The following is a 26,282-nucleotide window of genomic DNA, read 5'->3' as shown; positions in this document are numbered from 1 at the left end:
GGTGCTGGATCTTCCGGTGCCGTATTTATTTTTTACTGCTCAGCATTTCCAGCGCAGATGAATTCTTGATTTCACCCATTACGAACAAACTGTGTGTGCTGCCGATGTTTTCAAGAGAGCCTAATTTTTGCATTAAAAATTGCTGATACTGAGACATATCTTCGACGACTACCTTTAATAAAAAATCGTAATCTCCGGAGATGTTGAAGCATTCCATCACTTCCGGCATAGCGATCACCGCCTTCACAAATTTCTCTCCCATGCTTTTGGAATGCTCTTTTAAAGCAATATTGCAGAATGCCATCAGCTTTTTCCCAACTTTTTCCCGGTCCACCAGCGCCACATATTTTCTGATCACACCTTCTTTTTCCAGTCGCCTCACGCGTTCGTAAACAGGTGTATACGAAAGGTTTAACTTTTCCGACAGTTCCCGTGTTTTCAAAGTCGCATCCTGTTGCAGCAAATGCAGGATTTTAGCATCTGTTTCGTCGAGATTGTACATAGATAGAATATCTTTATTCAATTTGGTAACGAAACGAAGATAGATAAATAGTTTGGAGATTGTAAAATTGATAGACTATTAGTCTGAATTTTTTGAATATCTTGAACAAAACATCTATTGCGTTAAATTTGCTGAACCGAAAAAGTGTTTCGTTTTTAATAGAAAATCCATTTATAACTAATAAAGAAATGATAGCAACGCAAACAGCAGATATTCGCGAGATACTAAAAAGCCGTATTCTGGTACTGGACGGAGCTATGGGTACAATGATCCAGCGTTACAAGCTGGAAGATCACGATTACCGTGGCGACCGGTTTGCAGACTGGCCGCAGGATGTGAAAGGTAACAACGATTTGCTTTCACTAACCCGCCCTGATATCATCAAAGAAATTCACGCCGCCTACTTTGAGGCCGGTGCCGATATCGCTGAAACCAACACATTTTCGGGTACTACCATCGCAATGGCCGATTATGGAATGGAAGAATTGGTGTATGAGCTTAATTTCGAGTCAGCACGGCTTGCGCGGGAAGTAGCAGATGCGTTCACCGAACGAGAGCCGGAAAAACCCCGTTTCGTGGCGGGATCGATGGGTCCTACAAACAGAACTGCGTCACTGTCGCCCGACGTCAATAATCCGGGCTTCCGCGCAATCAGTTTCGATCAGTTGGTCGATGCTTATTATGAGCAAATTAAAGGACTTACGGACGGTGGTTGCGACTTGCTGCTCGTGGAGACGATTTTTGATACATTAAATGCAAAAGCAGCTCTTTTTGCAATCGATAAATTTTTTGTTGATGCCAAAAACGGCAAAGTAGAAAGACTTCCGTCATGGAAATGCAAACCGGGCGAAGCGTTGCCGATTATGATCTCCGGTACCATTACCGATGCGTCGGGAAGAACTTTATCCGGACAAACTACCGAGGCATTTCTGACTTCCATTTCGCATTTACCGTTGTTATCTGTTGGGTTAAACTGTGCATTGGGAGCCGACTTGATGCGTCCGTACGTTCAGGTTTTAGCAAAAGAAGCGCCTTTTTATACATCTGCCCATCCGAATGCAGGATTACCCAATGAAATGGGGGAATATGATGAGTCGCCGGAGCAAATGGGAGAAGTTATTGACGGATTTTTGAGGGACAATCTCGTTAATATCATCGGCGGATGCTGCGGTACTACTCCGGACCACATTCGCGTGATCGCTGATCTGACAAAAAAGTACGAGCCGAGGCAATTACCTCAGGCCGAAACAGTCATGAAACTGTCTGGTCTGGAACCGGTTAAAATCACCGAGCTGACCAATTTTGTAAACATCGGTGAACGCTGTAATGTGACTGGTTCTAAGAAATTCGCGAGGCTAATCCGGGATGGGAACTATGACGAGGCATTGACCATCGCGCGTGAACAGGTGGAAAGCGGCGCGCAGGTGATTGACATTAACCTCGATGAGGGAATGATAGACGGTGTGGCGGCGATGAAAACCTTCGTGAACCTTATCGCCTCTGAACCGGATATTTCCAAAGTACCGTTGATGATTGACTCTTCAAAATGGGAAGTCATCGAATCCGGACTTAAATGCGTACAGGGAAAATCCATTGTGAACTCCATTTCTCTGAAAGAAGGAGAGGAGAAGTTCAAGGAATCGGCAAGAGCTGTACTTCGTTATGGGGCAGCCACAGTTGTAATGGCTTTCGACGAACAAGGTCAGGCGGACAACCTGGAACGGAGGATCGAGATCTGCTCAAGAGCTTACCGGATTTTAGTCGATGAGGTAGGGTTTCCGCCGGAGGATATCATTTTTGACCCGAACATCCTTACGGTTGCAACCGGTATGGAGGAGCATAATAACTATGCTGTGGACTTCATTAATGCAGTTCGCTGGATCAAAGAAAACCTGCCGCACGCAAAAGTTTCAGGCGGTGTCTCCAATGTATCGTTCAGTTTCCGGGGCAATGAGCCCGTTCGCGAGGCGATCCATACGGCATTTTTATACCATGCCATCAAGGCTGGTTTGGATATGGGTATTGTGAATGCAGCGCAGATCGGAATTTATGATGAAATTCCAAAGGACGTTCTCGAATTGGTTGAAGATGTATTATTAAATCGGCGGACCGATTCTACGGAGCGCCTGGTAACCTACGCGGAAACAGTAAAAGACAAAGGTAAATCGCAAAGCGGGCCGGATTTGACCTGGCGTTCACTGCCGGTTAAAGAGCGAATTTCCCATGCTTTGGTGAAAGGTATTTCAGATTATGTTGATGAGGACGTCGAAGAATGCCGGCACTTGTTTACCAGGCCGTTGGAGGTAATCGAGGGGCCTTTAATGGACGGAATGAGCATTGTCGGCGATTTGTTCGGAGAAGGAAAGATGTTTCTTCCGCAGGTGGTAAAATCTGCACGGGTAATGAAAAAGGCAGTTGCCTATCTGCAGCCGTATATCGAGGCCGAGAAATCAGGCGGCGGATCTTCTGCGGGCAAAATTTTGCTTGCAACTGTAAAAGGGGACGTACATGACATTGGCAAAAATATTGTGGGCGTGGTACTGGGTTGTAACAATTACGAAATCATCGACCTAGGGGTAATGGTGTCGACAGACCGAATTCTCGCGGCGGCCGAGGAACATCAGGTCGACATCATCGGATTATCCGGTTTGATTACACCATCGCTTGACGAAATGGTAGGTGTTGCCAAAGAAATGGAGCGCAGGAAGTTGAAAACACCATTATTAATCGGTGGCGCGACTACTTCCAGAATTCATACTGCTGTTAAAATTGACCCAAATTATTCCGGTCCGGTCATTCACGTGCTGGATGCGTCCCGTTCCGTTCCGGTTGCAGGCAAGCTGATTCAAAGTGACAAGAGTCAGGCTACTGTTTTGGCGGACATTAAAGCGGAATATGCGAAGCTTCGCGACGACCATTCAAAGAGGGGTGGAGAAAAAGCGCATATTTCAATCGATAAAGCGCGCTCGAATAAAGCGAAAATTGACTGGAAGGATTTCAAGGCGACAAAGCCGCAGTTTCTCGGAACACGGGTTTTCGAAGATTATGATCTGGCGGATATCGCCAGATACATCGACTGGACGCCATTTTTTCAAACGTGGCAGTTGCATGGAAAATACCCGAAGATCTTTGAAGATAAAGTTGTGGGATCTGAAGCAATGAAGCTTTTTGAAGATGCTGCCGTGCTTCTTGGTGAAATTATTCGTGATAAAACACTGAAAGCGAAAGCAGTAATCGGATTCTGGCCTGCCAATTCGATTCAGGATGACATTGTATTACATCATTTCGAAGAAGAAACGCGTGAAGTTCCGTGCGAGCGTCATGGCTCACACCAACACCTGGAATATAAAATCAGCAGAAACGAGTTCAACGAAGAAAAAGCTGGAGAACTGATCGCCGATACTGCGGTTGTACTGCATCATCTGCGGCAGCAAAGCCAGAAAGCAGCCAATCTTGCCAATTATTGTCTGTCCGATTTTATTGCACCACTTGAAACCGGTCATACCGATTATCTGGGCGGTTTTGCAGTGACTGCCGGGGTGGGTATTGAGGCGCTTCTTGATAGGTATGACAAAGATCACGACGACTATAACAGCATCATGGTGAAGGCATTGGCCGATCGCTTGGTAGAGGCATTAGCTGAGTTGATGCACGAAAAAGTCCGGAAGGAACTTTGGGGATATCAAAAAGATGAAAGTTTGTCAAATGAAGAGTTGATCAAAGAAGCGTATAAAGGTATCCGGCCGGCGCCGGGCTATCCAGCCTGCCCCGATCACACCGAGAAACGCGCATTGTTCGATTTACTGGACGCTGAGAAAATTGGGATTGAACTTACTGAAAGCTTTGCGATGTACCCCGCAAGCAGCGTGAGCGGCTGGTATTTCTCACATCCCGAAAGCAGATACTTTCCAGTAGGCAAGATATTCAAAGACCAGGTTGAGGATTATGCAAGAAGAAAGAATATGACTTTGGACGATGCGGAGAAGTGGCTTTCACCGATTTTAGGATATTAAAGAAGTTTGTAACCGTTGAGAGGGAGGTGGTTTATTCCATCTCCCTTTTTTTATTTGCTTAAGTATACTTTTCCCTTCTGAAACGCGTATTTAAGATAGGATTGCGCCCAATAATCAGGTATTTATACTCTATTATCTCAATATTTTATAAAAGATATTTGTATATGCGATTTTAGCCGTGAATAGAATAAATATTTAGTTTATTAGCCATGAAAAAAAATATCTCCGTTTTCATACTCCTTATCCTTCTTGCTTCCTCATTTAAATACCGGTCCAAAGCAAAAGAGTTTGATCAGCCTATCTCAACTACCGGATACGCCAGCAATGCAACTACAACGGAGAAAAATGTCCAGCCTTTGGATGCGGTTGTAGACCAAATGCAGCGGGCAAACCTGGACAAAGCAAACGGTAATTCCGAAGCGATAAAATCACTTTGGTCGCATACGGAGAATGTTACTATTTTCGACGGTGGCGAGAATCAGGAATTCAAAGGGTGGAAAGCCGTACAGGCAGAACTCGAAAAAATAAGCGCCGGAAACCCCGAAAATTACACCTACACATTTGAGAAAATAGCCAGCCACCAGAGTGATGATCAAGCTTGCGTTCTGCAAAAAGAACACTACTTGTTGAAAACTGGGAAAGCTGTGAATCTCTACGCAACGATTGTTTTCAGGAAGGAAAATAACACCTGGAAAATCGTTCACCGCCAGGAGAATGTCCTTTCTTCGCAAGACAAATCGGACGAATCTTTTAAATAACTGTCCGCTTTCCTGATATTTCTGACCAAGTATTACTTACTGGTTTTTTTGTTGCTATTTTGCAGCTTTGCGCTAAAATTGACAACAAGGATCGATGGAAAGATTTACGGGACTGCTTGGTATTGCATTGATTCTTGGCATTGCATTTGCCATGTCAAACAACAGAAAGGCAATTAATTACCGTACGGTGGGCGTTGGTTTGGCTCTGCAGTTTGGTTTGGCGGTTTTTATTCTTCGGACCGACATTGGTCAGGCTATTTTTCAATGGCTTGGAGAAAAAGTCCAGAAACTTCTTTCTTTTTCAGACAAAGGCGCCGACTTTGTTTTCAGCACGTTGGTACGCCCCGATCTGATGCAACGCGCATTTGGCCCCGGCAACGACTTCGTATTTTTCTTCAAAATCATTCCTACCATCATTTTCGTTGCCGTTCTCGTGAACATGCTTTACCACCTGGGTATTATGCAGCGGGTCGTTTCATTTATTGCGAGGGGAGTTTATTGGTTAATGGGAGTGAGCGGAGTCGAGGCGTTATCCAATGTAGCCAGTACGTTTGTAGGCCAGGTAGAGGCGCAGATTATGATTAAGCCTTATCTTAAAAACATGACAAATTCGGAGTTAATGGCTTCTATGACAGGTAGTTTTGCATGTATTGCCGGAGGTGTCATGGCTGTTTACATTTCGCTTGGCGTACCTGCACCTTACCTGATTGCAGCCAGCTTGATGGCGGCTCCCGGCGCATTGGTCATCTCAAAAATTGTTTATCCCGAAACACTGGAAAGTGACGCAAAAGGCGCTGTAAAACTGGAAATTCAGAAAACGCATGCGAACCTCCTCGACGCCATTGCAGCCGGAGCGAGTGAAGGTTTAAAAGTAGGTTTTAACGTGATCGCCATGCTGATCGGTTTCATTGCATTGGTGGCTCTCCTCGATTATTTGCTGGGATACATTGGTGGGTTATTCTCTTTTCCACAACTCAGCTTCAACTTCATACTGGGAAAAGTCTTCTCCATTTTCGCGTGGGCAATGGGCGTTCCTGCCAAAGACATTGATGCAGCCGGCTCACTCATGGGTACTAAGATGGTGATCAATGAGTTTGTAGCATATCTTGATATGGTCAAGATCAAAGACACACTGGATCACAAAACACTGGTAATCACGAGTTTTGCATTGTGCGGGTTTGCAAATTTCAGTTCCATTGCGATCCAGGTAGGAGGTATCGGTGAACTTGCTCCAACCCGACGCGCCGACCTTGCCAGGCTTGGTTTTAAAGCACTGGTATGCGGTACATTAGCTTCTTATATGTCTGCAACATTAGCAGGACTTCTGTTGTAACTTCTCAGTATCTCAGGTTTGCCGGGTGGTTGGCATGAATATTTTTGCGATGTGATGTTGAAACCATCTCCTCAGCAGGCAGGTATTCTTATCTATGAAAAACATCAAGCTATACTTCGGAATCTTCAAAGAGAGCGCGACCGAATTTTTAAACGACAACGGTCTGAAACTGAGTGCGGCTCTGTCGTATTACACGATCTTTTCTCTGGCTCCCATGTTGCTGGTCATCATCTCGGTGTTCAGCATTTTTTTTGGCAGGGACGCCATTCAGGGTGAACTTTTTGGACAAATAAGCGGGCTGGTAGGTGCCAGCGCCGCGGAACAGTTACAGGAAATTCTGAAGAATGCGGAGATGTCCAATAAGTCAGGACTGGCAGCTGCGATCGGAATTGGAACCTTACTGATCGGTGCAACCGGGGTTTTCGCAGAAATGCAGGATTCGATTAATTTCATATGGGCTATAAAATCAAAACCCAAAAAAGGCTGGCTGCAATACTTAAAAAACCGGCTCATTTCTTTTTCGATGATTCTTACCCTGGGTTTCCTGCTCGTTGTTTCACTGGGCGCAAGTGCATTGATCGATCTTTTGAGTAACCGGCTCGAACAATACTTTTCCGAGGCTTCGGTGATTTTGTTCTACATGGTCAACATGGCCTTGGTACTCACAATCATCACATCGCTTTTTACCGTTATTTTCAAAGTACTGCCCGATGGCGAGCTGCGATGGAAAGAATGTATGGTCGGGGCCGCATTTACATCCGTTCTGTTTCTGATCGGCAAATTTGTAATTAGTTTTTACCTGGGTAAATCCGACCTAGGAGCTGCCTACGGAACTTCTGCCTCCATTGTTATCCTGCTGACCTGGATTTATTATTCGTCCATTATTTTGTATTTCGGGGCCGAGTTTACCAAGGTATATGCGAGGCAGGATGGCGTAGCAATCACCCCGAATAAGCACGCCGTGCTGATTGTTCGTCAGGAGTTGAATGAAAAAACAGGTGTAATTGAAAATTAGGCCAATAAAAAAGCTCGATTCCATAGCGGAAACGAGCTTTTTTATTGGTTTTTAATAGAATTAACGAATCACCATTTCAAATGGCATTCTGGTTTGCATTCCCCCCATGTTCATCAGTTTTTTATACATTTTGACATAAGGTGCAAGTTCTCCCAGCGTTTTTGCACTTGCTTTTTCTTCTTCGTCGTTCATTACTTTCGATACCAGTTCATCAAAAGGCTTTTTCTTTTCAGGATAATAACGGACGCGGTAATCCCCTTCCGACAATTTCGCAGCTTTTGCGGCAATCTTGATGGCATCATCAACTCCGCCCAAAACGTCAACCAATCCATTTTCTTTTGCTTCTACGCCAGACCAAACGCGGCCCTGCGCCAGACTTTTCAGTTTTTCAACCGACATTTTCCGACCTTCCGCAGCTTTTTTAGTGAAAGTGTCGTAACCTTCATTTACACTTTTCTGAATCGTAGCCTTCTCAAAATCAGTCATTTCTCTCGTAGCGGTTGGCCAATCAGCATGTGGGCTGGTACCTACACCGTCGAAAGTAATGCCAAGTTTATTGTTCATGAAATCGGTTACATTGAAGATCAGGCCGAAAATACCGATGGAACCTGTGATCGTATTCGGCTGGGCGACGATCGTGTCGCAGCCCATCGCAAGATAATACCCGCCGGAAGCAGCTACATCCGACATAGAAGCAATTACCGGTTTCTTTTTAGCAGTCAATTTAATTTCCCTCCACATTACATCCGAAGCCAATGCGCTTCCGCCTGGTGAATTGATACGGATCACAACAGCTTTGATCTTATCGTTCTCACGGATTTTTTTAAGTTCTTTCACGAATTTTTCCGAGCCGATATTGTCGTCGCCACCATCACCGCTCGTGATTTCACCTTCCGCGACCAGTACCCCAATTCTTTTGTTAAAATCTCCATCGTCGATTTTGCTGTCGCCTTTCAAATATTTGTCAACACCAACGTAAGAAATGTCCTTCTTCTCTTCCACCTTCAATTCCTTTTTTAGATAGGCCTCCAATTCATCCTGATAACCCAAATTCGTCACAAACTGATATTTTAAAGCGGATTTTGGATTTTCCACTGCCAGAGAATCTGCCAGCCCTTTCAACGTTTCAACCGGGATTTTTCGGGACGCGGAGATGTTTTTAAGGAAGTTGTTATTGATTGCCGTAATGAGCTCAATCGACTGCTTTTTGCTGGCCTCACTCATATCCGCGCGGGAAAACATTTCAATGGCGCTTTTAAATTCGCCCACTCTGAAAACGAGCGGCTTGATATCGAGTTTGTCAAATGTTCCTTTAAAGAAGCTGTATTCGGCGGAAAGGCCATTCCACTCCATTCCACCGGCTGGATTGAGGTAGATTTTGTCAGCGAGTGAGGCGATGTAGTATCCTTTTTCAGAATAGCTTTCGCCATATGTAACGATGAATTTCTTTGATTTTTTAAATTCCAGGAGCTGATTACGTATTTCTTCGAGCGTAGCCCAGCCAGCCTCCGGATTTTCTGTTTTGAGGTAAATCCCTTTTACTTTATCATCTGTCTGCGCATTTTTCAGAGCTTCGATGATATCTTTCAGGCCAGCCACATTTTCATTCCCTTGAAAAAAGCCTCCGAGATCAGCAAAAGGATTCTCAACCCCAACTTCCTGGATCGGTTTGTTCAGGTCCAGTTTAAGGATCGATTTGTCATTCAATACCACTTTTTCTTCGCTGGAAAATAGGGATCCAATGCCGGCTAAAATGAAGAAAGAGAGGAAAATAAAAAGGATTATGCCGACGAAAGTGGCCAGGACATATTTAAAAAATTGAAGCATTGTATGTAATCGCTTAGTATGTTTTCTGTAGTAATGTAATTAACAAAATTAAAGATTATTTGTCGCCCCTTGTTTAATAAATAATGTCAAAAGGTTGTTTCGACGGATTAAGTGGTTGCGGAGACACAAATTTTTTCAAAGCTAACCGAAGCATTTCCCAAGGCATATTCAGTACTTTTGAGAAAAAATAAGGCAATGAAAAAAACGCTCATTCTGGTTCGCCACGCAACCGCGGAAGACCAAACTTTCAGGATCAAAGACTTTGACAGAAATCTGAACAGCAAAGGTCTTGGCGAGGCAACGGCGATGGGAAAGTGGCTGGCCGAATCGGATGTTAAGCCTGATATTTTCGTGTCAAGCCCGGCTTCGAGAGCATTCAAAACGGCGGAGATCATTGCCGGAAAGTTAGGGGTGAACACCGCTTCCATCAATTCACGGACCGAAATCTACGACGGGGGCCCGAGAGCTTATCTGAACGCCATTAATACGGTTCCCGAAACATTTTCCACTCTCATTTTATTCGGCCACAATCCGGACATTACCTATTTCGCAGAATATCTTTCCGGCTCCAACCTGGGATCGATGAAGAAAGGATCAGTTGCATTTATTGAATTTGAAGGTCAGAAATGGGAAGAAATATCTGCTAAAACCGGAAATTTAACCATTTACAGAACACCAAAACAGGTGAGCGAAGTTTAGTAACAATGAAGGATCCCAACAAGAACCGCAAGATTTTTATTGTCGTAATGATTCTGTTCGTCGCATTGTTCTCCTACATTTCCTACGATATGTCGAGCCGCACCACCGCGCCCTGGAACAAACCAAAGCAGCTCAATCGCGCAATGCCCGGCGCCACCCCGGATTCCGATTCCCTTTTGCTGGATTCGCTCTTACAGGAAGTGAAGTGACGTATCTGGAAGGGGATATTATTGGTGATTTGTCGTTAATGGTAGTCATTGGTGGTCATTAATAGTCATTGGTAGTCAATGGTAGTCAATGGTAGTCATTGGTGGTCATTTGTTGCCTGTTTCTAATAGTCATGTCGGACATCACAACAATTAATGACTATTATGACAACTAATGACAATGACAATTAATGACTACAAATGACTACAAATGACTATTAATGACTACTAATGACAACGACAACTCATGACAATTAACGACCATCAAATGACAACCCCAGCCTCTGCTATCAACCTCTCGGGTGAAACTCTGTGATCACCTGCCGCAGATAGTCCCGGTCGAGGTGCGTGTAAATTTCAGTCGTTGTAATAGACTCATGGCCAAGCATTTCCTGAACTGCCCGTAAACTCGCGCCGCCTTCAATTAAATGCGTTGCGAATGAATGCCGGAAGGTGTGGGGGCTCACGTTTTTAGCAATCCCGGCTTTCTCGGCAAGATCTTTAATGATCAAGAAAATCATCACCCGCGTCAACTGGCCACCTCTACGGTTCAGAAATACGATATCCTCACTATCCTTTTTCGGCGCGATCTCATTTCGTACATGATCCAGATAAATTTGGGTGTATTTGATCGCTTCCTTTCCAATGGGTACCAATCGAACCTTGTCGCCTTTTCCAAGAATCCGTAAAAACCCGATATCAAAGTAGCAGTGTGTTAACAGCAGACCGGTAAGTTCCGAAACGCGTAGACCTGAGCTATACAAAACTTCTATAATGGCCCGGTTCCGGGTGCCTTCCGGCGTCGAGTGGTCGATTGCCGCCAGCATAGATTCAATGTCTTCATAAGAAAGTACATCAGGCAACTTTCGGGGCAGACGGGGAGATTCCAATAGCTCCGTTGGATCTTCTGTGATCTCATTTTCCAGCAACAAATATTTGAAAAACGTCTTGATCCCCGACAGCATCCGGGCTTGTGAATGCGCTGCAAGTCCGAGTTCGGATAAGTATTTCAAAAATTCCGATAAATGCACTTCCTGGATCTTTGCTGGAGGTAAATCAACTTTTGTGAATTCCAGAAACTCTTCCAGCTTTTCGACATCCCGCACATAAGCATCCACCGAATTGCCCGATAACGAGCGTTCCAGGCGGAGATAATTTTTAAAATGTTTAATGTAGCTTTGCCACATACAAAAAAGGGAAAAAGAATAATCAATCAGCGTGCTAAAATGAAGAAGATACTAATCCTCAACGGTCCCAATTTAAACCTTTTGGGCAAACGTGAACCCGGTATTTATGGCAGTCAGTCATTTGAGGATTACTTTGAAACCTTGAAAGCGACCTTTGCGGACATTGAACTGCATTATTTTCAGTCCAACCACGAGGGCGCAATCATTGATAAAATTCACGAGATCGGATTTTCGTTCGATGGCATCATTATCAACGCCGGCGGACTTACCCATACGTCCATTGCGCTGGCGGATGCATTATCGGCAGTGACCACACCAGCGGTAGAAGTCCATATTTCCAACATCCACGCCCGCGAGCCATTCCGTCACCATAGCTACCTGACTTCCAGGTGTAAAGGAATGATCTGTGGATTGGGGCTGAAAGGGTATGAGTTAGCGGTGAGGTATTTTACCTAAACACCGCGTTACTGAAAAGAATCTTTCCATTGTAAAGCATGGCGCGGAAGACCGGATCTTCCATCATGTAAATGACCTGGCCGTTGCCCAGTTCCTGAACTCCGAGTATTAATGTGTTTTTTAGTTTGGCTGCCATTTTGCTGCCTACAAATCCGGCTTTGTAGCCCGTTTCAGTCAGGTAGCCCACATTCCATCCATCTTTTAAATATTCCCTTTCATAGGCATCCCTCACGAGCGTGACGTATTCTTCACTGCATCCGAAAGACAATGGATGGGTTTTGTCCATGGTTAACTGAAACATACTTCCCGGGGACGAATCGCTGGCACCTTCACGTTCCTGATCCCCGTACTTTTTGAAGAAGTCAGCATCTTTCTTTCTGTCCGAAGATTTTTTTGAGAGAGTAAATCCTGACTTACCTAAAAATGCATCGGTTGCACCTTCCATGGCGATGATCTTGCCACCATTTTTTACCCAGGCTTGTAGTGCTTCCAGCTGTTTTTCTCCTAATATGTCGTTGTATTTGCCATCTGGCAAGATCAAAACGTCGATCTCATTCCAGGGTAAGGAAATCAGCCGCGTCGCATTTACAATGGTAACCGGGTATTTGATCTGCTGCTCAAAATAATGCCATACTGCACCAAATGAGGTAGGAGAAATGCCGTCCCCGCTAACTGCAACCACTTTTGGGATTTTCAGAGCAGCGATGTGGTCGTCGCCGAAGTCTGATCCTGAGGTAACCAGGGCGGTTTTTACGGGCAGAAGTTTGACAAAATGTTTAGTAGCAATGGATGTTACCAGCTTATCAAAATCATTTCTCTCATTTCCTTTTTTAGTAATAATGAGCGCCCCGGCTTCAAACTTCGCATTGTCGATCTCAAAGGGAACGTTTGACGTTTTTACCAAAATCTCATTTTTTAATAACTCGGCCAGGAAAACGGCATCTTCCACTTCCGACCAGCGTGCGACATATGCATAAGGTGAAAAATTGGGTACAGCGTTTTCGACTTTCTCAGGCTGATAACTCGCAGGTGCAAGCTTTTCTTTCAGACCATACGCTTTTAGGCCAAAAATGTAAGATAGTCCCCAGCTTGTGACATCGTACGTGACAGAATCTTCGAGGACGGGTTTAGGCTCAAAAAGCACACGCAACAAATTGGATTTAGGCTGATATGTGGTAATCAGCAAGTCGTTATGTTCGATTTTTACGGATTCATCAACCGAATTGATCAGCTCGGTTCCTTTTACGGTGGCCGATTTTCCGGCAATCCCATACGTTATACCCTGCTTTTCGAGCCACGAACCAAAGTAGCGGGCGCGTTCTTCCCGTCCTTTTGTTTTGACAATGTAGGTTTTAAATGCGCCGGTTGGGGCTTTGGCGGCATTGTCGTGAAACTTCACAAACTCTGCTACAATCTTTTCTTTTTGTGACAATACAGCTTCCAGCGTGGCCAAAGTGGTAGCATAATGGTGGGAAATGCGGCTTGCCAGCGTGAGCGTGTCGTGTTCATCTTCCCTTTTAATTGCTAATCCTGCCCGGCCACCGCCGCCTTGTTCGTAAGTTACACCCACTGCACCATTGATGGTCGGCCAGGTGTCGCCGTAGCTTGGATAGAATAGATCGTAATTGTATTTTGTGAAATAGGCCCAGTTGTTTTTATCAAAATATTTACGGCAATACTCGCCGATCAGCACATTGAACTCGCGCTGCCAGGCTGTAATGTCCTTATGAAAAGGCTTCGCTGCGGGTGGAAAATAGTAGCTTCTCGACGGTCCCATTTCATGGAAATCGGCGTGAAAATGCGGCATCCATTGATTATATAATGCGATCCGTTCCTGAGTTTCTTTTTGAGTTTGCCAGGCCCAGTCGCGGTTTAAGTCAAATAAATAATGATTAAAACGTCCGCCCGGCCAGGGTTCATCGTGTTCCAATGCAAATGGCGTCACATCCGGAACTGCATTTTGTACACGGTTATACCATTGCGAATACCGCTCATATCCATCGGGATTAATACACGGATCGATCAGAATGACCATGTTTTTGAGGAAATCCTGCGTCAATGCATTCTGTTTGTTAAGCAGTTCGTAAATCACCTGCATGCTCGTGTTTGCCGAAACCGACTCATTTCCATGTACATTATAGCTCAGCCACACGATCGGGGGCACACTTGCATCCGGTGTGCCTGGCATTAATCCAATGCTTTTCAAATGGTTCTCACGGATGCTGTTCAATTTGCTTATGTTTTCAGCAGAGGAAACAAATGCAACCATCAGCGGCCTGCCTTCATTCGTTGTCCCGTATTGCATGAGTTTCATGCGGTCCTGGTTTTGCGATTGCAGCAAACTGAAGTACTGAGTGATCTGGCTATGAAAGGCGAATTTCGATCCCAATGGAAATCCGAGGTGCTGTTCGGGAGTGGTATTCTGAGCAAAAACTGGATGAAACGATATGAACAACAGGAGGATACGGGCAAAACGTGGCATAGGCAGCGGATGAATGGAAGTGCTCAGACTCAAATTTAGAAAGTTACCCGAATTTAACCCCATTAGGGTTGGGATAAAAAAACTTTCGGAAATGAACTTGTTGAAAATGAATGGATAATGAAATAGTTCAATTTTATTTGCCTTCCATAGTTGCAATTTTAAATCCAACCGTGCATCTTTGCACCACGTTTTCGGAAAAGGGAAACGAAAAGTGAAAGAAAGTGTTGAAAAACGCGCGAAGTAGGAGACCAGTCGGCCCATTCGTCTAGCGGTTAGGACACGACCCTTTCACGGTTGAAACAGGGGTTCGATTCCCCTATGGGTCACAAACCGTGCGATGAAGCACTTTCGATCATTACTAAAACCGCCTTGTTTCAGGGCGGTTTTTTTTGTTTGCGCCAACTCCCTCTATTTCAATCAACTAGTTTATCAAACTGCTGCGAACGTTGCCGAAGCCGCAATATTATATCGGTTACAGAATGGTTTATTGTGTTTTGTAGTATATTTGTTATAAAAGGTAGAATAAATTAGAGATAATTCATCTTAAACTATACAGTATTTATTGTTAACAAATGTACACTATATGAATTTTTTACGGAAGATTGTTTTTACAGGACTCATGGCCAGTCCGTTTTTTGCGGCAGCCCATGAAGGAAGTAGCAGCATCCCTTTGAGCTCCGACAGCGTGAATGTCGAGGCTGGTTTGGTGGCTGATCTGAATCATACATACACCATTAAAAACCCTTACGCAGATTCGCCCGACAAACCTTTTACCATTACTCCCAAAACGGTAGCGGCAAGCCCGGCACCATTAGCCAGCAAAGTAACGTGCGGGGGAAGGACCTGGGAGCATAATCAATATCTGGGAAGTACCAGCGATGGAAAAGAAGTGCGCGTACGTTTGCAGGATAACCGGATTTACCTCAACTGGGATGGCGAGGTGTCCGCAAACATCTGGATTCTTTATTATTTGAATACAGGGGCGTTTCAGGACAATTCTACAGATGGGCCCACGATTGCGAACTGTGTGAACCCGGTTGACCCGAGTACTGCACGAAACCAACTATTGGGAAGAACGAATGACGGTCAAATCACTTGTAAAGGCATTGTCATGCCGGACCGTGACTTTCTTGGAACGTATGTTGGCAGCGAGGGGAACACGTATCAGTCCATCCGGTATGTGAACGGGATGCTACGTGTCGCCATGAAACAGGGAGAAAATGACACGCGTGACGACTTTTATGACATGGGTCTTTTGAAATTCACGATACGTCATGCAAACACACACAGCAAGTTATCTGCGAAATGGGAAGGTGTTTTGACGGAAGAGATGGTTGATGGCTGTTTCTGGCCGATCGTCCCAAAAGCTGCCACACCGGTTGCTGAGACGCCGTGTGCATCCGGCCCGACTTTGAAAACAGTTACGAACGTGAACCAAACCAGTCTGCGGTTCACCTATGAAGGCACCGGAGTAACGTCCATTAAATGGAAAATTCTTTCAGGTTCTAATACCGTTGCCAGCAATGCAACTGGTACCCTGAGCGGCACCACCGTGAATCTGAGTTATGGATCGCTTACGCCGGGGAGTTACAAGCTTGTGATCGAGGGCAACAATTGTGTCTCCGGATCAAGCGAAATGAACTTTACCGTACCCGTTCCTCCGGTAGGAGCCTGCATTGCAGGGCCAAATGTGGGAGCTGTGACAAATATTTCAGCAACTGGTTTGCGGTTTAGCTTTGATGGGCTTGGGGTGAATACCATTAAGTGGAAAATTCTCTCGGGAAGCAGCACCGTTGCCAGCGGGACGACGCCACAGCTTACCAGCTCACAAGTCAATATTATTTTTGGATCGCTTTCACCAGGTAATTACAAGCTCGCTATCGAAGGAGGTGACTGTAATTCATCACTGAGTGAAACAACGTTTACCGTGCCAGGTTCAATATCAAATTGCGCCTCTGGTCCGACTTTGAAAACGGTTACGAATGTGAACCAAACCAGCCTGCGTTTCACCTATGAAGGCACCGGAGTGACCACCATTAAGTGGAAAATACTTTCTGGGGCAAACACCGTTGCCAACAATACGACCGGAAACCTCAGCAGTACTACGGTGGACCTGAGTTTCGGCTCACTTTCGCCTGGTAATTACAAACTTGCCATTGAAGGCGGAAACTGTGTTTCGGGACAAAGTGAACTGAACTTCACGGTGCCCGCCCCTCCTGTTGGGAACTGCATCGCGGGGCCGAATCTGGGAGCTATCACAAACATTTCAGCGACCGGTCTGCAGTTTGGTTTTGATGGACTTGGTGTCCATACCATTAAATGGAAAATCCTTTCGGGAGCCAATACCGTTGCCAGCGGGACGACGCCAGAACTTACCAGCGCAAACGTAAATCTGATTTTTTCTTCACTTACACCAGGCAATTACAAGCTTGCGATCGAGGGCGGTGACTGTACATCTTCAGTAAGCGAAAAACCGTTTACTGTGCCGGGTTCTACACCAAATTGTTCAGCTGGCCCGACTTTGAAGACCGTAACAAACATTACTCCAACGAGCCTGCGTTTTACCTACGAGGGAACGGGAGTGAGTACCATTAAATGGAAAATTCTTTCGGGACTCAATACCGTTGAAACCAAAACAACCGGGAATCTTAGCACCACCACTGTGAATGTGACATTTGGAACGCTTTCACCAGGCAATTACAAGCTGTCGATCGAAGGAGGTAACTGCGTCTCGGGGCAAAGCGAGCTGAGCTTCACGGTGCCAGTACCTCCGGTGCCGGATTGTATTGGTGGCCCGAGCATTTCTACGATCAAAAACATTTCTCAAACTGGCCTGACGGTAGATTTTGCAGGAACGAACCTTCAAATTTTTTCGTGGAAAATTTTGCAAAACACAAGTGAAGTTGGAAGCGGAAAAACGACGTATTTGAGCACCAAATCGACCGCAATTACCTTTCCAACCCTAGCCGCGGGTACTTACACCCTTCAGATAATACCTGAGGACTGCAAGGGTACGCCAGCTACCAAAACCTTCGTCGTGCCGGTTGCACAACTTACTCCATGCGTATTTGGCCCGGAGTTACTTTCTTTAAAAGATCCCAGCCCAACAGCGTTGAAATTTCAATTTAATGGGATCCAGGTGACAGCAATCAACTGGAAGATCATGAAAGGTAACACGATGATGCGATCGAGCAGTGTTGAGCCGAAAAGCAGCTTACCGGAGATCACTTACGACAGGTTGAATGACGGCGAGTACACATTGGAAATCCAGGGAGGAAATTGTAAGTCTGCGGTTGCTTCTTCGACTTTCAAAGTAAGTGGTTCACTGCCGATCTATATTGCGAATTTCAAAGGTGAGGTGGTCGACAAAGGCGTCGAACTTTCGTGGGAAGTGGTTGCTGAGCAAGATGGAAAGGAATTTGAAGTACTGCGCTACGACGACAAGCTGAAAAAAGAGGAAGTACTGGGTAAAGTTTCACTTACCGATCAGCGCATTGGATGGTATCATTTTGTTGACGAAAAACCATTACTGGGTATCAATTACTATCAATTGAAGCAAATTGACATCAATGGTACATTCGAAAAAAGCAAGATGATCTCGATCAATCCGGGCATTATTACCGGCAGAGTGGTGGCGCCAAATCCCGCACAGGATTATGTGGACATTCAGTTTACGTCGCGGACAGCGGGCTTGTCTACGGTCAGCATTTATTCCGTTTCGGGTGTAGAAGTGAGCAGTTCGCAGATTCAGATCAAGGAGGGAAATAACAACCACCGCCTGAATGTGAAGAAGCTGATCGGCGGAAGCTACATCATCAAAATCGCGCACGGTGGCGAATTTTCGAAGCTTCGATTTATGAAAGTGAATTGATATCAGGACATTAATGATGCAAAAGCCGCTCGTTTATCGGGCGGCTTTTTTTGTTTAAATCTCCCGGCTTTTGATGCCAGCGAGTTTTTCAAGTGCCAATGTGACCCGCTCGATCCGGTCGACATGCCCGCGTGAGGAGTCCGAGTAGGCTTGTGCAACGGACCGCATATAGGCCTCACCGTCGCGGGTGTTAAAGAACGGATCGTGGCTCGCCAATCGTTCCCTCCATCCCGATCCGACCTTTTTTCGGGCCTCACCAAATCGTAAAAGTAACCTTTCCTTAATCGAAAGCCTCTTAGGCTCAACGGACCTTGTTTCCATGTGCATAATGTGTAATTTGCGTATACCAGTTATTGTACAGCAAATATATGAATAAAAAATTGATCGTGTAATTATTTTTGTATAATATTTTGATTAAAATGTTTTCTGATCGATTAAAGCAACTAATCACGCATTTAAAAGTATCAATTACTTCATTTGAGACATCTATTGGAGTTTCGAAGGGCTCAATTGCTAAACCGATTCAAAATGGAAGAAACGTTGGATCTGACGTTGTGGCGAAAATTTTATCTGCTTACCCAAATTTAAATCTGGAATGGCTGATTGCTGGAACTGGTGAAATGATGAAGGAAAGTAAAATATTAGAAGATCAATTTCCAGAGAATATTTTACCCGGCAATTTAATCACAATCACCAAAGACGAATTTATTGAGTTGCAGCGGAAGGCATTGCGGCAGGAGGATCGGATTCGGGAATTGGAGAAGGTTGTTGAGGAGTTGAGGAAAGGGTAGATTTACATTATCAAAATGCTATGATTCAGCAAAGTAACTAATTTAATGAGTGATAGGTACGAGATAAATGGCGCGTTTGTTCGTATTTTTAATTCTTTGATTGAGAGCAAAACAATCAAGAGCAAAGGTGAGCTTGCAACGATTTTGAATATAAAACCTTCAACACTTTCAGAAATCATTGCAAAGCGGCAGGGTGTAACTGTGGAGTTCATTCAAAAATTCTGTTCAGCATTTCCAACTATTACCCCGAATGATTTTTCGATGTGAAATCCGCTTTTGATGCAAATAGCAATGCGGAAATTGTTGATCTACAAAGCCAGATAATAAATTTGCAAAAACAGTTATTGGCATTGAGGCATAAAGGGATGGAATAATGGATTCCGAGAATTTCAACTGTGCCTGCGATGTGAACTATGTTGATTACCACTACAAGTATGGAAATGTTAAAAAGAGAAATGCGTCCGTCCCATCCCGGTGCTATTTTAAAGGGAATGATTGAGGGTTTGAGGGAAGAAACTGGCCTGGCATTTACAATATCAGAAATTGCGAAAGGTCTGGGAGTTAATCGTGGTACGCTGTCGTTAATCTTGAATCAAAAATCGGGAATTAGTCCGGAAATGGCTGTTAAGCTTTCCGAGGCATTTAATACGAATGCAGACCTTCAAAAGAAATATGATCTTTGGGAGGCTGAAAAGAAGGTGAATCGTGAGTCTGTCAAGCATTTTATTAATGGGCAGTCGGCGAAGTTGGCTGTGGTTTAGAATCAAAATCATGGTCGGGAAAATTAAGAACAGATATTTGACAAAGGTCGCAAATTTGCGACCTTTGTTTTTTACTCACACACGTACACCTTAATTGACCAACGTTATGAAATTAACAATTATAGTAGAAAAAAGTGATAACGAACTCTGGGGGCGCATTGATCATGTCCCTGATTATCTTCCTGTTACAACTGGAAAGACAATGGAAGAAATTGACCAAAACCTAACGGATTTGCTTGATGACTACATTCAACATGAAGGTCAGAATCACAAAGAATGGGAAAATCTGAAAATCGAAGATATCACTTTTGACCATGTGTATGATCTGAGCGCATTCTTTGAATTGTTTGACGACGTTAAAGTAGGAGCAATCGCGAAAAGGGCAGGGTTGAATCCCTCGCTGGTGAGGCATTATGTAGCCGGAACGAAATTCCCGTCCGAGCAACAGGCGAAAAAGTTGGAAGATGCTATCCATGAGCTTGGCGAGAAGCTGAGGGAGGTTGTTTTGGCTTAGAAATAGCCTATTAATATATCAATGCGCATAGATATGTATGTCAGCTAATTGATTCGCCAATTGCTTGATTGCATTTTCTATTTTCTCAACCTGTTTTGCAGAAGGGTTCTTTTTACCGCTTGCATATTGCCTCAAAAGACTACCATTAAGTCCGGCGAGTTCTGCAATTTTGGTTATTTTTAAGAAATCGAACTGTTCAAAGAACACTGTGAGATCATATTCAATTCGAAATTCGAAGTCGCCCGGATTAAGATCGTGAAAGTCAAATAAAAGCTTTTTCATTTTTTGTTCAAGCTCTCCAACAGACTTCGCATCGTCAACGATTAAATTTTCATCATAAAGTACCCTTCCCCAGAGAGAATTCTCACCACTTTCGATGATGAGTGTGATAGATTCTGTTGTATTTTTCTCTTCTGTTTCCATTTCAAAAGTTTTGATACGTTTTCACTTCAGGCCTGCCTGTTTCAAAATGCTAGTTAGTGTCGAGGAGAAATATCTCCATTGTGCATTGGAAAGGTTACTTTGCTAGTTTTTGTTGGGGCAGCTCGCTTTATTTTATGTTTCAGGATCAAACAACTCCGTCAATAATTCAGGATTGCGAACGCAAAGGTGAATGTGGTCATGCTCGCGGAATGCGCTGCCAGGGTACACCGGGAAGCCTTCCTGGAATGGGGCCCGGACGGTGTCGTAGGTGAAATTAGGATCCCTTTTAATTGCCAGAGTCATTGCGTAGTCAATCACTACCTTGTCGAGATACCTCAAAACCATATCAGTCGGGTTACCTATTCCTTTTGGATGAGATTTGTTTACAAGCACAGCGGAGTTTGTATTCTTCCAGTCTGTATAAAGGTCACCAAAAGAAATCTTGAGTATTTCTTTTGAAAACGAATTGGATAAGTCAAAGCAATGACCAAGTTGAATCTTAGCTCCGATGACGGCAGCATTATTGCCATGCAGTTGTTTTGCCCAATCATAAGCTCTTAAAAAATCATTTTCCCAGAAATAAACGCCGGCACCGAGCCAATCATACCGATTAACGCTGTTCTCGAACTTAGCTGCGCCACTGAGGATTTTGTTTTTGACATCAACATTGCATCCATGAAAACCATAGACGGCAACATCGCAATAATGGAGAGGATGCATTCTGAATGATAGTGTGTGAAAAATCGTTAAGCTCAAACAAGAATCAGGCTTTTTTCCAATCTTTTGGAATACCTCCTCTATATTGTTCCGCAACCTCACCTGTTTCGTCGAGGTATCCTATTTCTATAAGATGAATGATAGATGCCTGGCGAGGGTCCGGAGAGTTTTCTATCTCTTTTCGCCTAGCCGCAACATCAGCCCTAATTTTTTCAACCAATTCCTGAGTCATATCTTTAGTGTTTATCGGAATAAATCCGGGTGTATAGAAACCCAAATGTCTGCTAATTTTATTTAACAAACAATCTCATTCCTACTCCGGTTGCAGAGCCTTTTCCTTCCACCATTCTTCCCAAATCTGATCTCCATTTAAATCAACTTTTTGTCCGATCAGCGGGGTTACCAGAGGCATATTTTGCTTTTTTGCTTCGGCTGAGGCTCTTAAGATTGGTTCGTTCCAGTCGTGTAGTGCGAGGGAGAACTTGGCCCAGTGTACTGGCATCAATTTCTTCGCATTCAGCTCTTTGGCTGCGGTTACCGTTTCTTCCGGCATCATGTGAATGTATTTCCAGGCCTCGTTATATTGCCCGCATTCCAGTAACGCAAGGTCGAATGGGCCAAACTTCTCACCGATTTTCTTGAAGTGATGATCGTAGCCTGAGTCGCCTCCGACGAAGATCTTCTTGCTTGGCGTTTGAAGTACCATCGACACCCACAATGCTTTGTTCCGGCTAAATCCCCGGCCTGAAAAATGCCTTCCGGGTGTAATGTCAATCTTGAAACCACCTCCCAGATCAATCCCTTCATTCCAATCTTTTTCAGCGATAATCGCCGGATCGTATCCCCAATATTCAAAATGTTCGCCTGTACCCAGACCAGTAACCACCTGTTTTACTTTCGGTTTGAGTTGCAGGATCGTCTTATAATCCAAATGATCGTAATGATCGTGAGAAATAAGAAGATAGTCGATGTTCGGGAAATCTGCGACGGTGTAAACATCGGTTCCTTTGAAGCTTGGCGTCGTGAAACTCAGCGGCGACGCATTGCCGCTTAAAACCGGATCAACCAGGAACCTTTTTCCATCAATCTGCATGAAATACGACGAATGTCCAAACCAGACCAGCACATTTTCGTTTGGATCTAAATGCAGCAAATCTGTTTTCTGCGAAGGGATCGTTGCGCCGGGAATGTTGAACTTGCTTTTGCCGAAGAAAAATTTGGTAATTACCTTAAAATAACTGGCACCCTCTGCCAGTGCGGGCGTCAAACTTTCATTCTGAAACTGGCCGTCGCGATAATTTGGTGACTGTTTGATCCTTTCCAATCGTGCGCCCGAAGGTTGTCTTCCAAATATGGGCTGTCGCATAAATAACACAATTCCAACTACCAGCAATGCCAGTATCACAAAGAATATCATGAGAGTCTTTTTAAGTCGTTTCATTTAATTTTTACATCTATGGAGTCGTCTTAGTCACAAAACTCGACCCCTCAAATCAATGCAACCGATAAGTAAGTGAAAAGTTCCGACCGCTAACTAAATCTTGTGATCGATGGTAAATCTTACCTATTTATGAGACTTCTTTCTCTAAATATCATGAAAAAAACGATTTGCTTGCTGTATTTTCTGGCCGCCTCTGTCATTTCTGTTTCTGCTCAGGATAGTCTTATTACGGAGCTCTCCAAAGAGTATATGAAAACTTTTCTTCCTCAAAACAACTCATTTGCGGGGCAGGGTTGGGACTACATTCTGGAAAAAACAATGAAGCCAAATTACATATTGATCGGCGAGGATCATTTGATGAATGAGGTTCCTATGTTTTGCTCGGCTTTGCTTAATCATGTGAAATTTGACAATTTCTTCTGCGAAACGGATCCATTTTCCGCAAAAATCATCGAGTCGAAAATCAGTGAAATGTCTGAGCCGGAGCTGGCAAAATTCGTTTCTGACTATGGAAATTCGTTTTCTTTTTTTGCCATGAAACCTGAACTGGATCTCCTGAAACAAGTCGCAGCCGCAAATACCGATGTCTATGGAATTGATCAGATCCTGGTGGTCGCTGACCGGTTGATATGCAGTGAATTGAAACTAATCACTAAGAATGGCCGCAGCGTCCGTTTATCAGGATATTGAAAATCAGTCAAAAACACATTTTGAAAACTTTCTGAAAGATCCCAGCAAGCCATTTTACATGCTGACTCCTGACTTCGAAAAAAGACTTGCCATTCTTTCGTCGATGGATTTAAGTGCCGGGGAAACGGAGATTATCGATAAACTAAAACTTACAGCCCGGATTTATAAGCAACAAAACCATCACCTGAGAATCCAGCTTATTAAATCTCAGCTTATGGAAAAATATGGGGAGTGGGAGAATAAAAAGAGCTTGTTCAAATATGGCTCAGTGCATTTGCCGAAAGGTGAGAGCTTACTCGACATTTACGACATCGGCAATCTCATCCACAATGTTGCGGATAGTAAGTTTCAACAATCTTTTCATATCATGATCATCGCCAAGTCGGGTTTTCAGGCTTCTCCATTCAAAGGCTTTCCGGATTCGCCAATCGATGCGGGGGGTAACGAACTGAAAACTTTGAAGCCAATCTTTGACATTAACAGTGGCCCGAACTGGCAATGTTTCGATCTCGCTGCATTAAATTCGAAAATTGTAAAATCCAAAATACGCGTTGAAAGTAAGAGAATGACACAGATCCTGGAAGGTTACGACTTGCTGATCGTTATCCCTGCCGCTACGCCTGCCAAATTTGCTTTCTAGTACCAATCGGAAACAATTATTTCTTCCTTATTTTTGATCAGAAACGTTACTCTACATCTGGTCCATTATGAAAATAAGTTTCCCGTTCTTCTTCCTTTTGCTGATTTCCTTTACCTCCAATGCACAAAGTACGGCGGTTCCAGACACTGGTTTTGTTCGAAGTAACTACAAGAAAACAGAAGTTTACATTACCATGCGTGACGGCGTGAAGCTTTTCACTGCCATTTATTCTCCAAAAGATTCTTCCCAGACTTACCCGATCATCATGCAGCGGACGCCGTATTCGATACGTCCGTACGGTGCGAATAACTACCGCAGAAGTCTCGGGCCAAATGCATTTTTGATGCGGGAAAAGTACATTTTTGTTTATCAGGATGCGCGGGGACGGTATAAAAGTGAGGGTGATTTTCGTGAAATGACTCCGGCGATCGCAAATAAGAAAAGCAATAAAGATGTGGACGAATCCAGCGATACGTATGATACGCTCGAATGGCTTTTGAAAAACACAAAAAACAATGGTAAAGTAGGTCAGTCAGGTATCTCATTTCCAGGCTATTATTCATCGGCTGCATTGCCCAACGCACATCCTGCGCTGGTTGCAGTTTCTCCGCAAGCCCCGATGTCCGATGAATTCATCGGTGACGATTGTTATCATAACGGCGCTTTTTTTCTCATGGATAACTTTGGGTTTTACAGCGGATTTGATGGTCCGAAAAGTGAGGATGGACAAAATTATAAAAGTCATTTTCAGGCCAGCTTCAGTGACGCTTACGAGTACTTCCTGGATTTTGGGCCATTGAAAAAAGCAAATGCGGCACCTTACTTTGCCGATGAAAAAAGCATCTGGCGGCAAACGGTTGCACATCCGGTTTACGATGATTTCTGGCAATCGAGAAATATCAAAAGCCATTTGAAAAATATAAAACCGGCCGTTTTGGTAGTGGGAGGCTGGTTTGATGCTGAAGATCTGTATGGCGCATTGAAAACGTATGCCGCGATTGAGAAACAAACTCCGGGTAATAATAACAGGCTGGTAATGGGTCCCTGGACGCATGGGGGATGGGCTGCGTCAACGTGGAAATCGTTTGCGCAATACCAGTTCGGCGGCGACGTAAACAAATATTATCAGGAGGAAATCGAGACTAAGTTTTTCAATTTTTACCTCAAAGGAAAAGGAGATTTCAAACAGTCCGAGGCCACTATTTTTGAAACTGGTACCAATCAATGGAAGAACTATGAAGTCTGGCCTCCAAAAAACAGCCAGCCAACCGCATATTATTTTGACTTAAAAGGGAAATTGTCGGTCTCGAAACCAACCTCTGTAAGAAGTGTATCCGAGTACGAAAGTGACCCGGCGAAACCTGTACCGTACACCAATGTGATCGGCAGACAAAGAAATAACGAGTACATGGCCGAAGATCAGCGTTTTGCATCCCGCAGACCGGATGTGCTGAGTTTTCAATCCGATTCCCTGACCGAAGATCTTACGCTGACTGGCGAAATTGTAGCAAACCTGATGGTTTCGATGACCGGGTCTGATGCGGATTTTATTGTAAAAGTGATCGACGTTTGGCCGGCAAATAGCACAGTACCTGCCGCCAAAGAAGGTGAGCGGCCGGTTCAAATGGCTGGTTATCAGCAGATGGTTCGGGCGGAAGTACTGCGTGGGAAGTTTCGGAACAGCTTTTCAAAACCTGAGCCTTTTGTAAAGGACAAAATCGAAAAAGTAACCGTGAAGTTGAATGAAGTGGCGCATACTTTCAAAAAGGGGCATCGGGTAATGGTGCAGGTTCAAAGCAGCTGGTTTCCATTGGTAGACAGAAATCCACAGAAATTTCTGAACATTTTTGAGGCAAATGAGTCGGATTTCCAAAAGTCGAAAATTACCATTCACCACGATGCAAAAAATAGCAGCCATATTCTTTTACCGGTGCTGAAATAGTACCCGGAGTTAAC

24 protein-coding genes and 1 tRNA gene are annotated in these 26,282 nt (G+C 44.2%); 16 read left to right on the top strand and 9 right to left on the bottom strand.

Translation table 11 applies throughout. From position 1 onward, the window contains the following. Nucleotides 1-25 precede the first annotated feature (25 nt). Entirely contained in the window at nt 26-502 is a 477-nt protein-coding gene (locus LZG72_RS14520; RefSeq protein ID WP_233873520.1) for an Lrp/AsnC family transcriptional regulator, read from the bottom strand. A 188-nt stretch (nt 503-690) separates the two neighbouring features. On the opposite strand from LZG72_RS14520, the gene metH reads away from it, so the two are divergent. The 4 genes from metH to LZG72_RS14500 all read left to right on the top strand — a co-directional run bounded on the left by metH (nt 691) and on the right by LZG72_RS14500 (nt 7,621). Then, complete coding sequence (metH, locus tag LZG72_RS14515; RefSeq protein WP_233873518.1) at nt 691-4,515, top strand: methionine synthase; 3,825 nt, start codon at nt 691-693, stop codon at nt 4,513-4,515. Nucleotides 4,516-4,724: 209 nt separating this feature from the next. Further along, nucleotides 4,725-5,273: a nuclear transport factor 2 family protein gene (locus LZG72_RS14510; RefSeq protein ID WP_233873515.1), complete on the top strand. Its 549-nt coding sequence runs from the start codon at nt 4,725-4,727 to the stop codon at nt 5,271-5,273. 94 nt (nt 5,274-5,367) lie between these two features. After that, nucleotides 5,368-6,606 carry a NupC/NupG family nucleoside CNT transporter gene (locus LZG72_RS14505; RefSeq protein ID WP_233873512.1) on the top strand — a complete coding sequence of 413 codons (1,239 nt, stop codon included), beginning with the start codon at nt 5,368-5,370 and terminating at the stop codon, nt 6,604-6,606. Nucleotides 6,607-6,700: 94 nt separating this feature from the next. Beyond that, nucleotides 6,701-7,621, top strand: a complete 921-nt coding sequence (locus tag LZG72_RS14500; protein ID WP_233873509.1) for a YihY/virulence factor BrkB family protein — start codon at nt 6,701-6,703, stop codon at nt 7,619-7,621. A gap of 60 nt (nt 7,622-7,681) precedes the next feature. Here LZG72_RS14500 and sppA read toward each other — a convergent pair whose 3' ends face one another. After that, nucleotides 7,682-9,448 carry a signal peptide peptidase SppA gene (sppA, locus tag LZG72_RS14495; protein WP_233873506.1) on the bottom strand — a complete coding sequence of 589 codons (1,767 nt, stop codon included), beginning with the start codon at nt 9,446-9,448 and terminating at the stop codon, nt 7,682-7,684. Between the two features lie 195 nt (nt 9,449-9,643). Here sppA and LZG72_RS14490 point away from each other — a divergent pair, with 195 nt between their 5' ends. Together LZG72_RS14490 and LZG72_RS14485 are read left to right on the top strand one after the other, a co-directional pair. Next, nucleotides 9,644-10,147 (top strand): histidine phosphatase family protein, encoded by a 504-nt coding sequence (locus tag LZG72_RS14490; RefSeq protein WP_233873503.1) that lies wholly within the window; start codon nt 9,644-9,646, stop codon nt 10,145-10,147. A 5-nt stretch (nt 10,148-10,152) separates the two neighbouring features. After that, on the top strand, nt 10,153-10,356 hold the full coding sequence (locus tag LZG72_RS14485; protein ID WP_233873500.1) for a hypothetical protein: 204 nt from the start codon (nt 10,153-10,155) through the stop codon (nt 10,354-10,356). 287 nt (nt 10,357-10,643) lie between these two features. Here LZG72_RS14485 and xerD read toward each other — a convergent pair whose 3' ends face one another. After that, nucleotides 10,644-11,540 carry a site-specific tyrosine recombinase XerD gene (gene xerD / locus LZG72_RS14480; protein ID WP_233873497.1) on the bottom strand — a complete coding sequence of 299 codons (897 nt, stop codon included), beginning with the start codon at nt 11,538-11,540 and terminating at the stop codon, nt 10,644-10,646. A 39-nt stretch (nt 11,541-11,579) separates the two neighbouring features. On the opposite strand from xerD, the gene aroQ reads away from it, so the two are divergent. Continuing rightward, nucleotides 11,580-11,996, top strand: coding sequence for a type II 3-dehydroquinate dehydratase (gene aroQ / locus LZG72_RS14475; RefSeq protein ID WP_233873494.1), 417 nt, complete (start codon nt 11,580-11,582; stop codon nt 11,994-11,996). Here aroQ and LZG72_RS14470 read toward each other — a convergent pair. Next, complete coding sequence (locus LZG72_RS14470; RefSeq protein ID WP_233873491.1) at nt 11,989-14,739, bottom strand: M14 family metallopeptidase; 2,751 nt, start codon at nt 14,737-14,739, stop codon at nt 11,989-11,991. The genes aroQ and LZG72_RS14470 overlap by 8 nt on opposite strands. Here LZG72_RS14470 and LZG72_RS14465 point away from each other — a divergent pair. Then, nucleotides 14,733-14,804 (top strand) — tRNA-Glu (locus tag LZG72_RS14465). The genes LZG72_RS14470 and LZG72_RS14465 overlap by 7 nt on opposite strands. A 257-nt stretch (nt 14,805-15,061) precedes the next feature. Next, complete coding sequence (locus LZG72_RS14460) at nt 15,062-18,349, top strand: T9SS type A sorting domain-containing protein (RefSeq protein ID WP_233873488.1); 3,288 nt, start codon at nt 15,062-15,064, stop codon at nt 18,347-18,349. A gap of 54 nt (nt 18,350-18,403) precedes the next feature. Here LZG72_RS14460 and LZG72_RS14455 read toward each other — a convergent pair whose 3' ends face one another. Continuing rightward, on the bottom strand, nt 18,404-18,670 hold the full coding sequence (locus LZG72_RS14455; protein WP_233873486.1) for a hypothetical protein: 267 nt from the start codon (nt 18,668-18,670) through the stop codon (nt 18,404-18,406). 98 nt (nt 18,671-18,768) lie between these two features. Here LZG72_RS14455 and LZG72_RS14450 point away from each other — a divergent pair, with 98 nt between their 5' ends. The 4 genes from LZG72_RS14450 to LZG72_RS14435 all read left to right on the top strand — a co-directional run bounded on the left by LZG72_RS14450 (nt 18,769) and on the right by LZG72_RS14435 (nt 20,415). Next, complete coding sequence (locus tag LZG72_RS14450; protein ID WP_233873483.1) at nt 18,769-19,140, top strand: helix-turn-helix domain-containing protein; 372 nt, start codon at nt 18,769-18,771, stop codon at nt 19,138-19,140. A 45-nt stretch (nt 19,141-19,185) separates the two neighbouring features. Then, the gene (locus LZG72_RS14445; RefSeq protein WP_233873480.1) at nt 19,186-19,407 is read left to right on the top strand and encodes a helix-turn-helix transcriptional regulator; all 222 of its coding nucleotides are present in this window, start codon (nt 19,186-19,188) and stop codon (nt 19,405-19,407) included. Nucleotides 19,408-19,574: 167 nt separating this feature from the next. After that, on the top strand, nt 19,575-19,901 hold the full coding sequence (locus LZG72_RS14440) for a HigA family addiction module antitoxin (protein WP_310590559.1): 327 nt from the start codon (nt 19,575-19,577) through the stop codon (nt 19,899-19,901). 106 nt (nt 19,902-20,007) lie between these two features. Continuing rightward, the gene (locus tag LZG72_RS14435; RefSeq protein ID WP_233873477.1) at nt 20,008-20,415 is read left to right on the top strand and encodes a hypothetical protein; all 408 of its coding nucleotides are present in this window, start codon (nt 20,008-20,010) and stop codon (nt 20,413-20,415) included. A gap of 18 nt (nt 20,416-20,433) precedes the next feature. Here LZG72_RS14435 and LZG72_RS14430 read toward each other — a convergent pair whose 3' ends face one another. The 4 genes from LZG72_RS14430 to LZG72_RS14415 form a co-directional block, all read right to left on the bottom strand. Beyond that, nucleotides 20,434-20,838 carry a helix-turn-helix transcriptional regulator gene (locus tag LZG72_RS14430; protein WP_233873474.1) on the bottom strand — a complete coding sequence of 135 codons (405 nt, stop codon included), beginning with the start codon at nt 20,836-20,838 and terminating at the stop codon, nt 20,434-20,436. A gap of 132 nt (nt 20,839-20,970) precedes the next feature. Next, complete coding sequence (locus LZG72_RS14425; protein ID WP_233873471.1) at nt 20,971-21,558, bottom strand: hypothetical protein; 588 nt, start codon at nt 21,556-21,558, stop codon at nt 20,971-20,973. A gap of 43 nt (nt 21,559-21,601) precedes the next feature. Further along, nucleotides 21,602-21,787, bottom strand: coding sequence for a hypothetical protein (locus LZG72_RS14420; protein WP_233873468.1), 186 nt, complete (start codon nt 21,785-21,787; stop codon nt 21,602-21,604). An 81-nt stretch (nt 21,788-21,868) separates the two neighbouring features. After that, nucleotides 21,869-22,996, bottom strand: a complete 1,128-nt coding sequence (locus LZG72_RS14415; RefSeq protein WP_233873465.1) for an MBL fold metallo-hydrolase — start codon at nt 22,994-22,996, stop codon at nt 21,869-21,871. 153 nt (nt 22,997-23,149) lie between these two features. Between LZG72_RS14415 and LZG72_RS14410 the strand changes: the two genes are divergently transcribed. From LZG72_RS14410 to LZG72_RS14400, 3 genes are all read left to right on the top strand, one after another. Further along, nucleotides 23,150-23,686: a hypothetical protein gene (locus tag LZG72_RS14410; protein ID WP_233873462.1), complete on the top strand. Its 537-nt coding sequence runs from the start codon at nt 23,150-23,152 to the stop codon at nt 23,684-23,686. Beyond that, nucleotides 23,655-24,326 (top strand): hypothetical protein, encoded by a 672-nt coding sequence (locus LZG72_RS14405; RefSeq protein WP_233873460.1) that lies wholly within the window; start codon nt 23,655-23,657, stop codon nt 24,324-24,326. The genes LZG72_RS14410 and LZG72_RS14405 overlap by 32 nt, the downstream gene beginning before the upstream one ends. A 67-nt stretch (nt 24,327-24,393) precedes the next feature. After that, nucleotides 24,394-26,268 (top strand): CocE/NonD family hydrolase, encoded by a 1,875-nt coding sequence (locus tag LZG72_RS14400; RefSeq protein WP_233873457.1) that lies wholly within the window; start codon nt 24,394-24,396, stop codon nt 26,266-26,268. Nucleotides 26,269-26,282 lie beyond the last annotated feature (14 nt).

This window comes from Dyadobacter sp. CY323, assembly GCF_021390245.1.
Classification (GTDB): domain Bacteria; phylum Bacteroidota; class Bacteroidia; order Cytophagales; family Spirosomataceae; genus Dyadobacter.
This window is presented reverse-complemented; position numbering and strand designations above follow the sequence as displayed.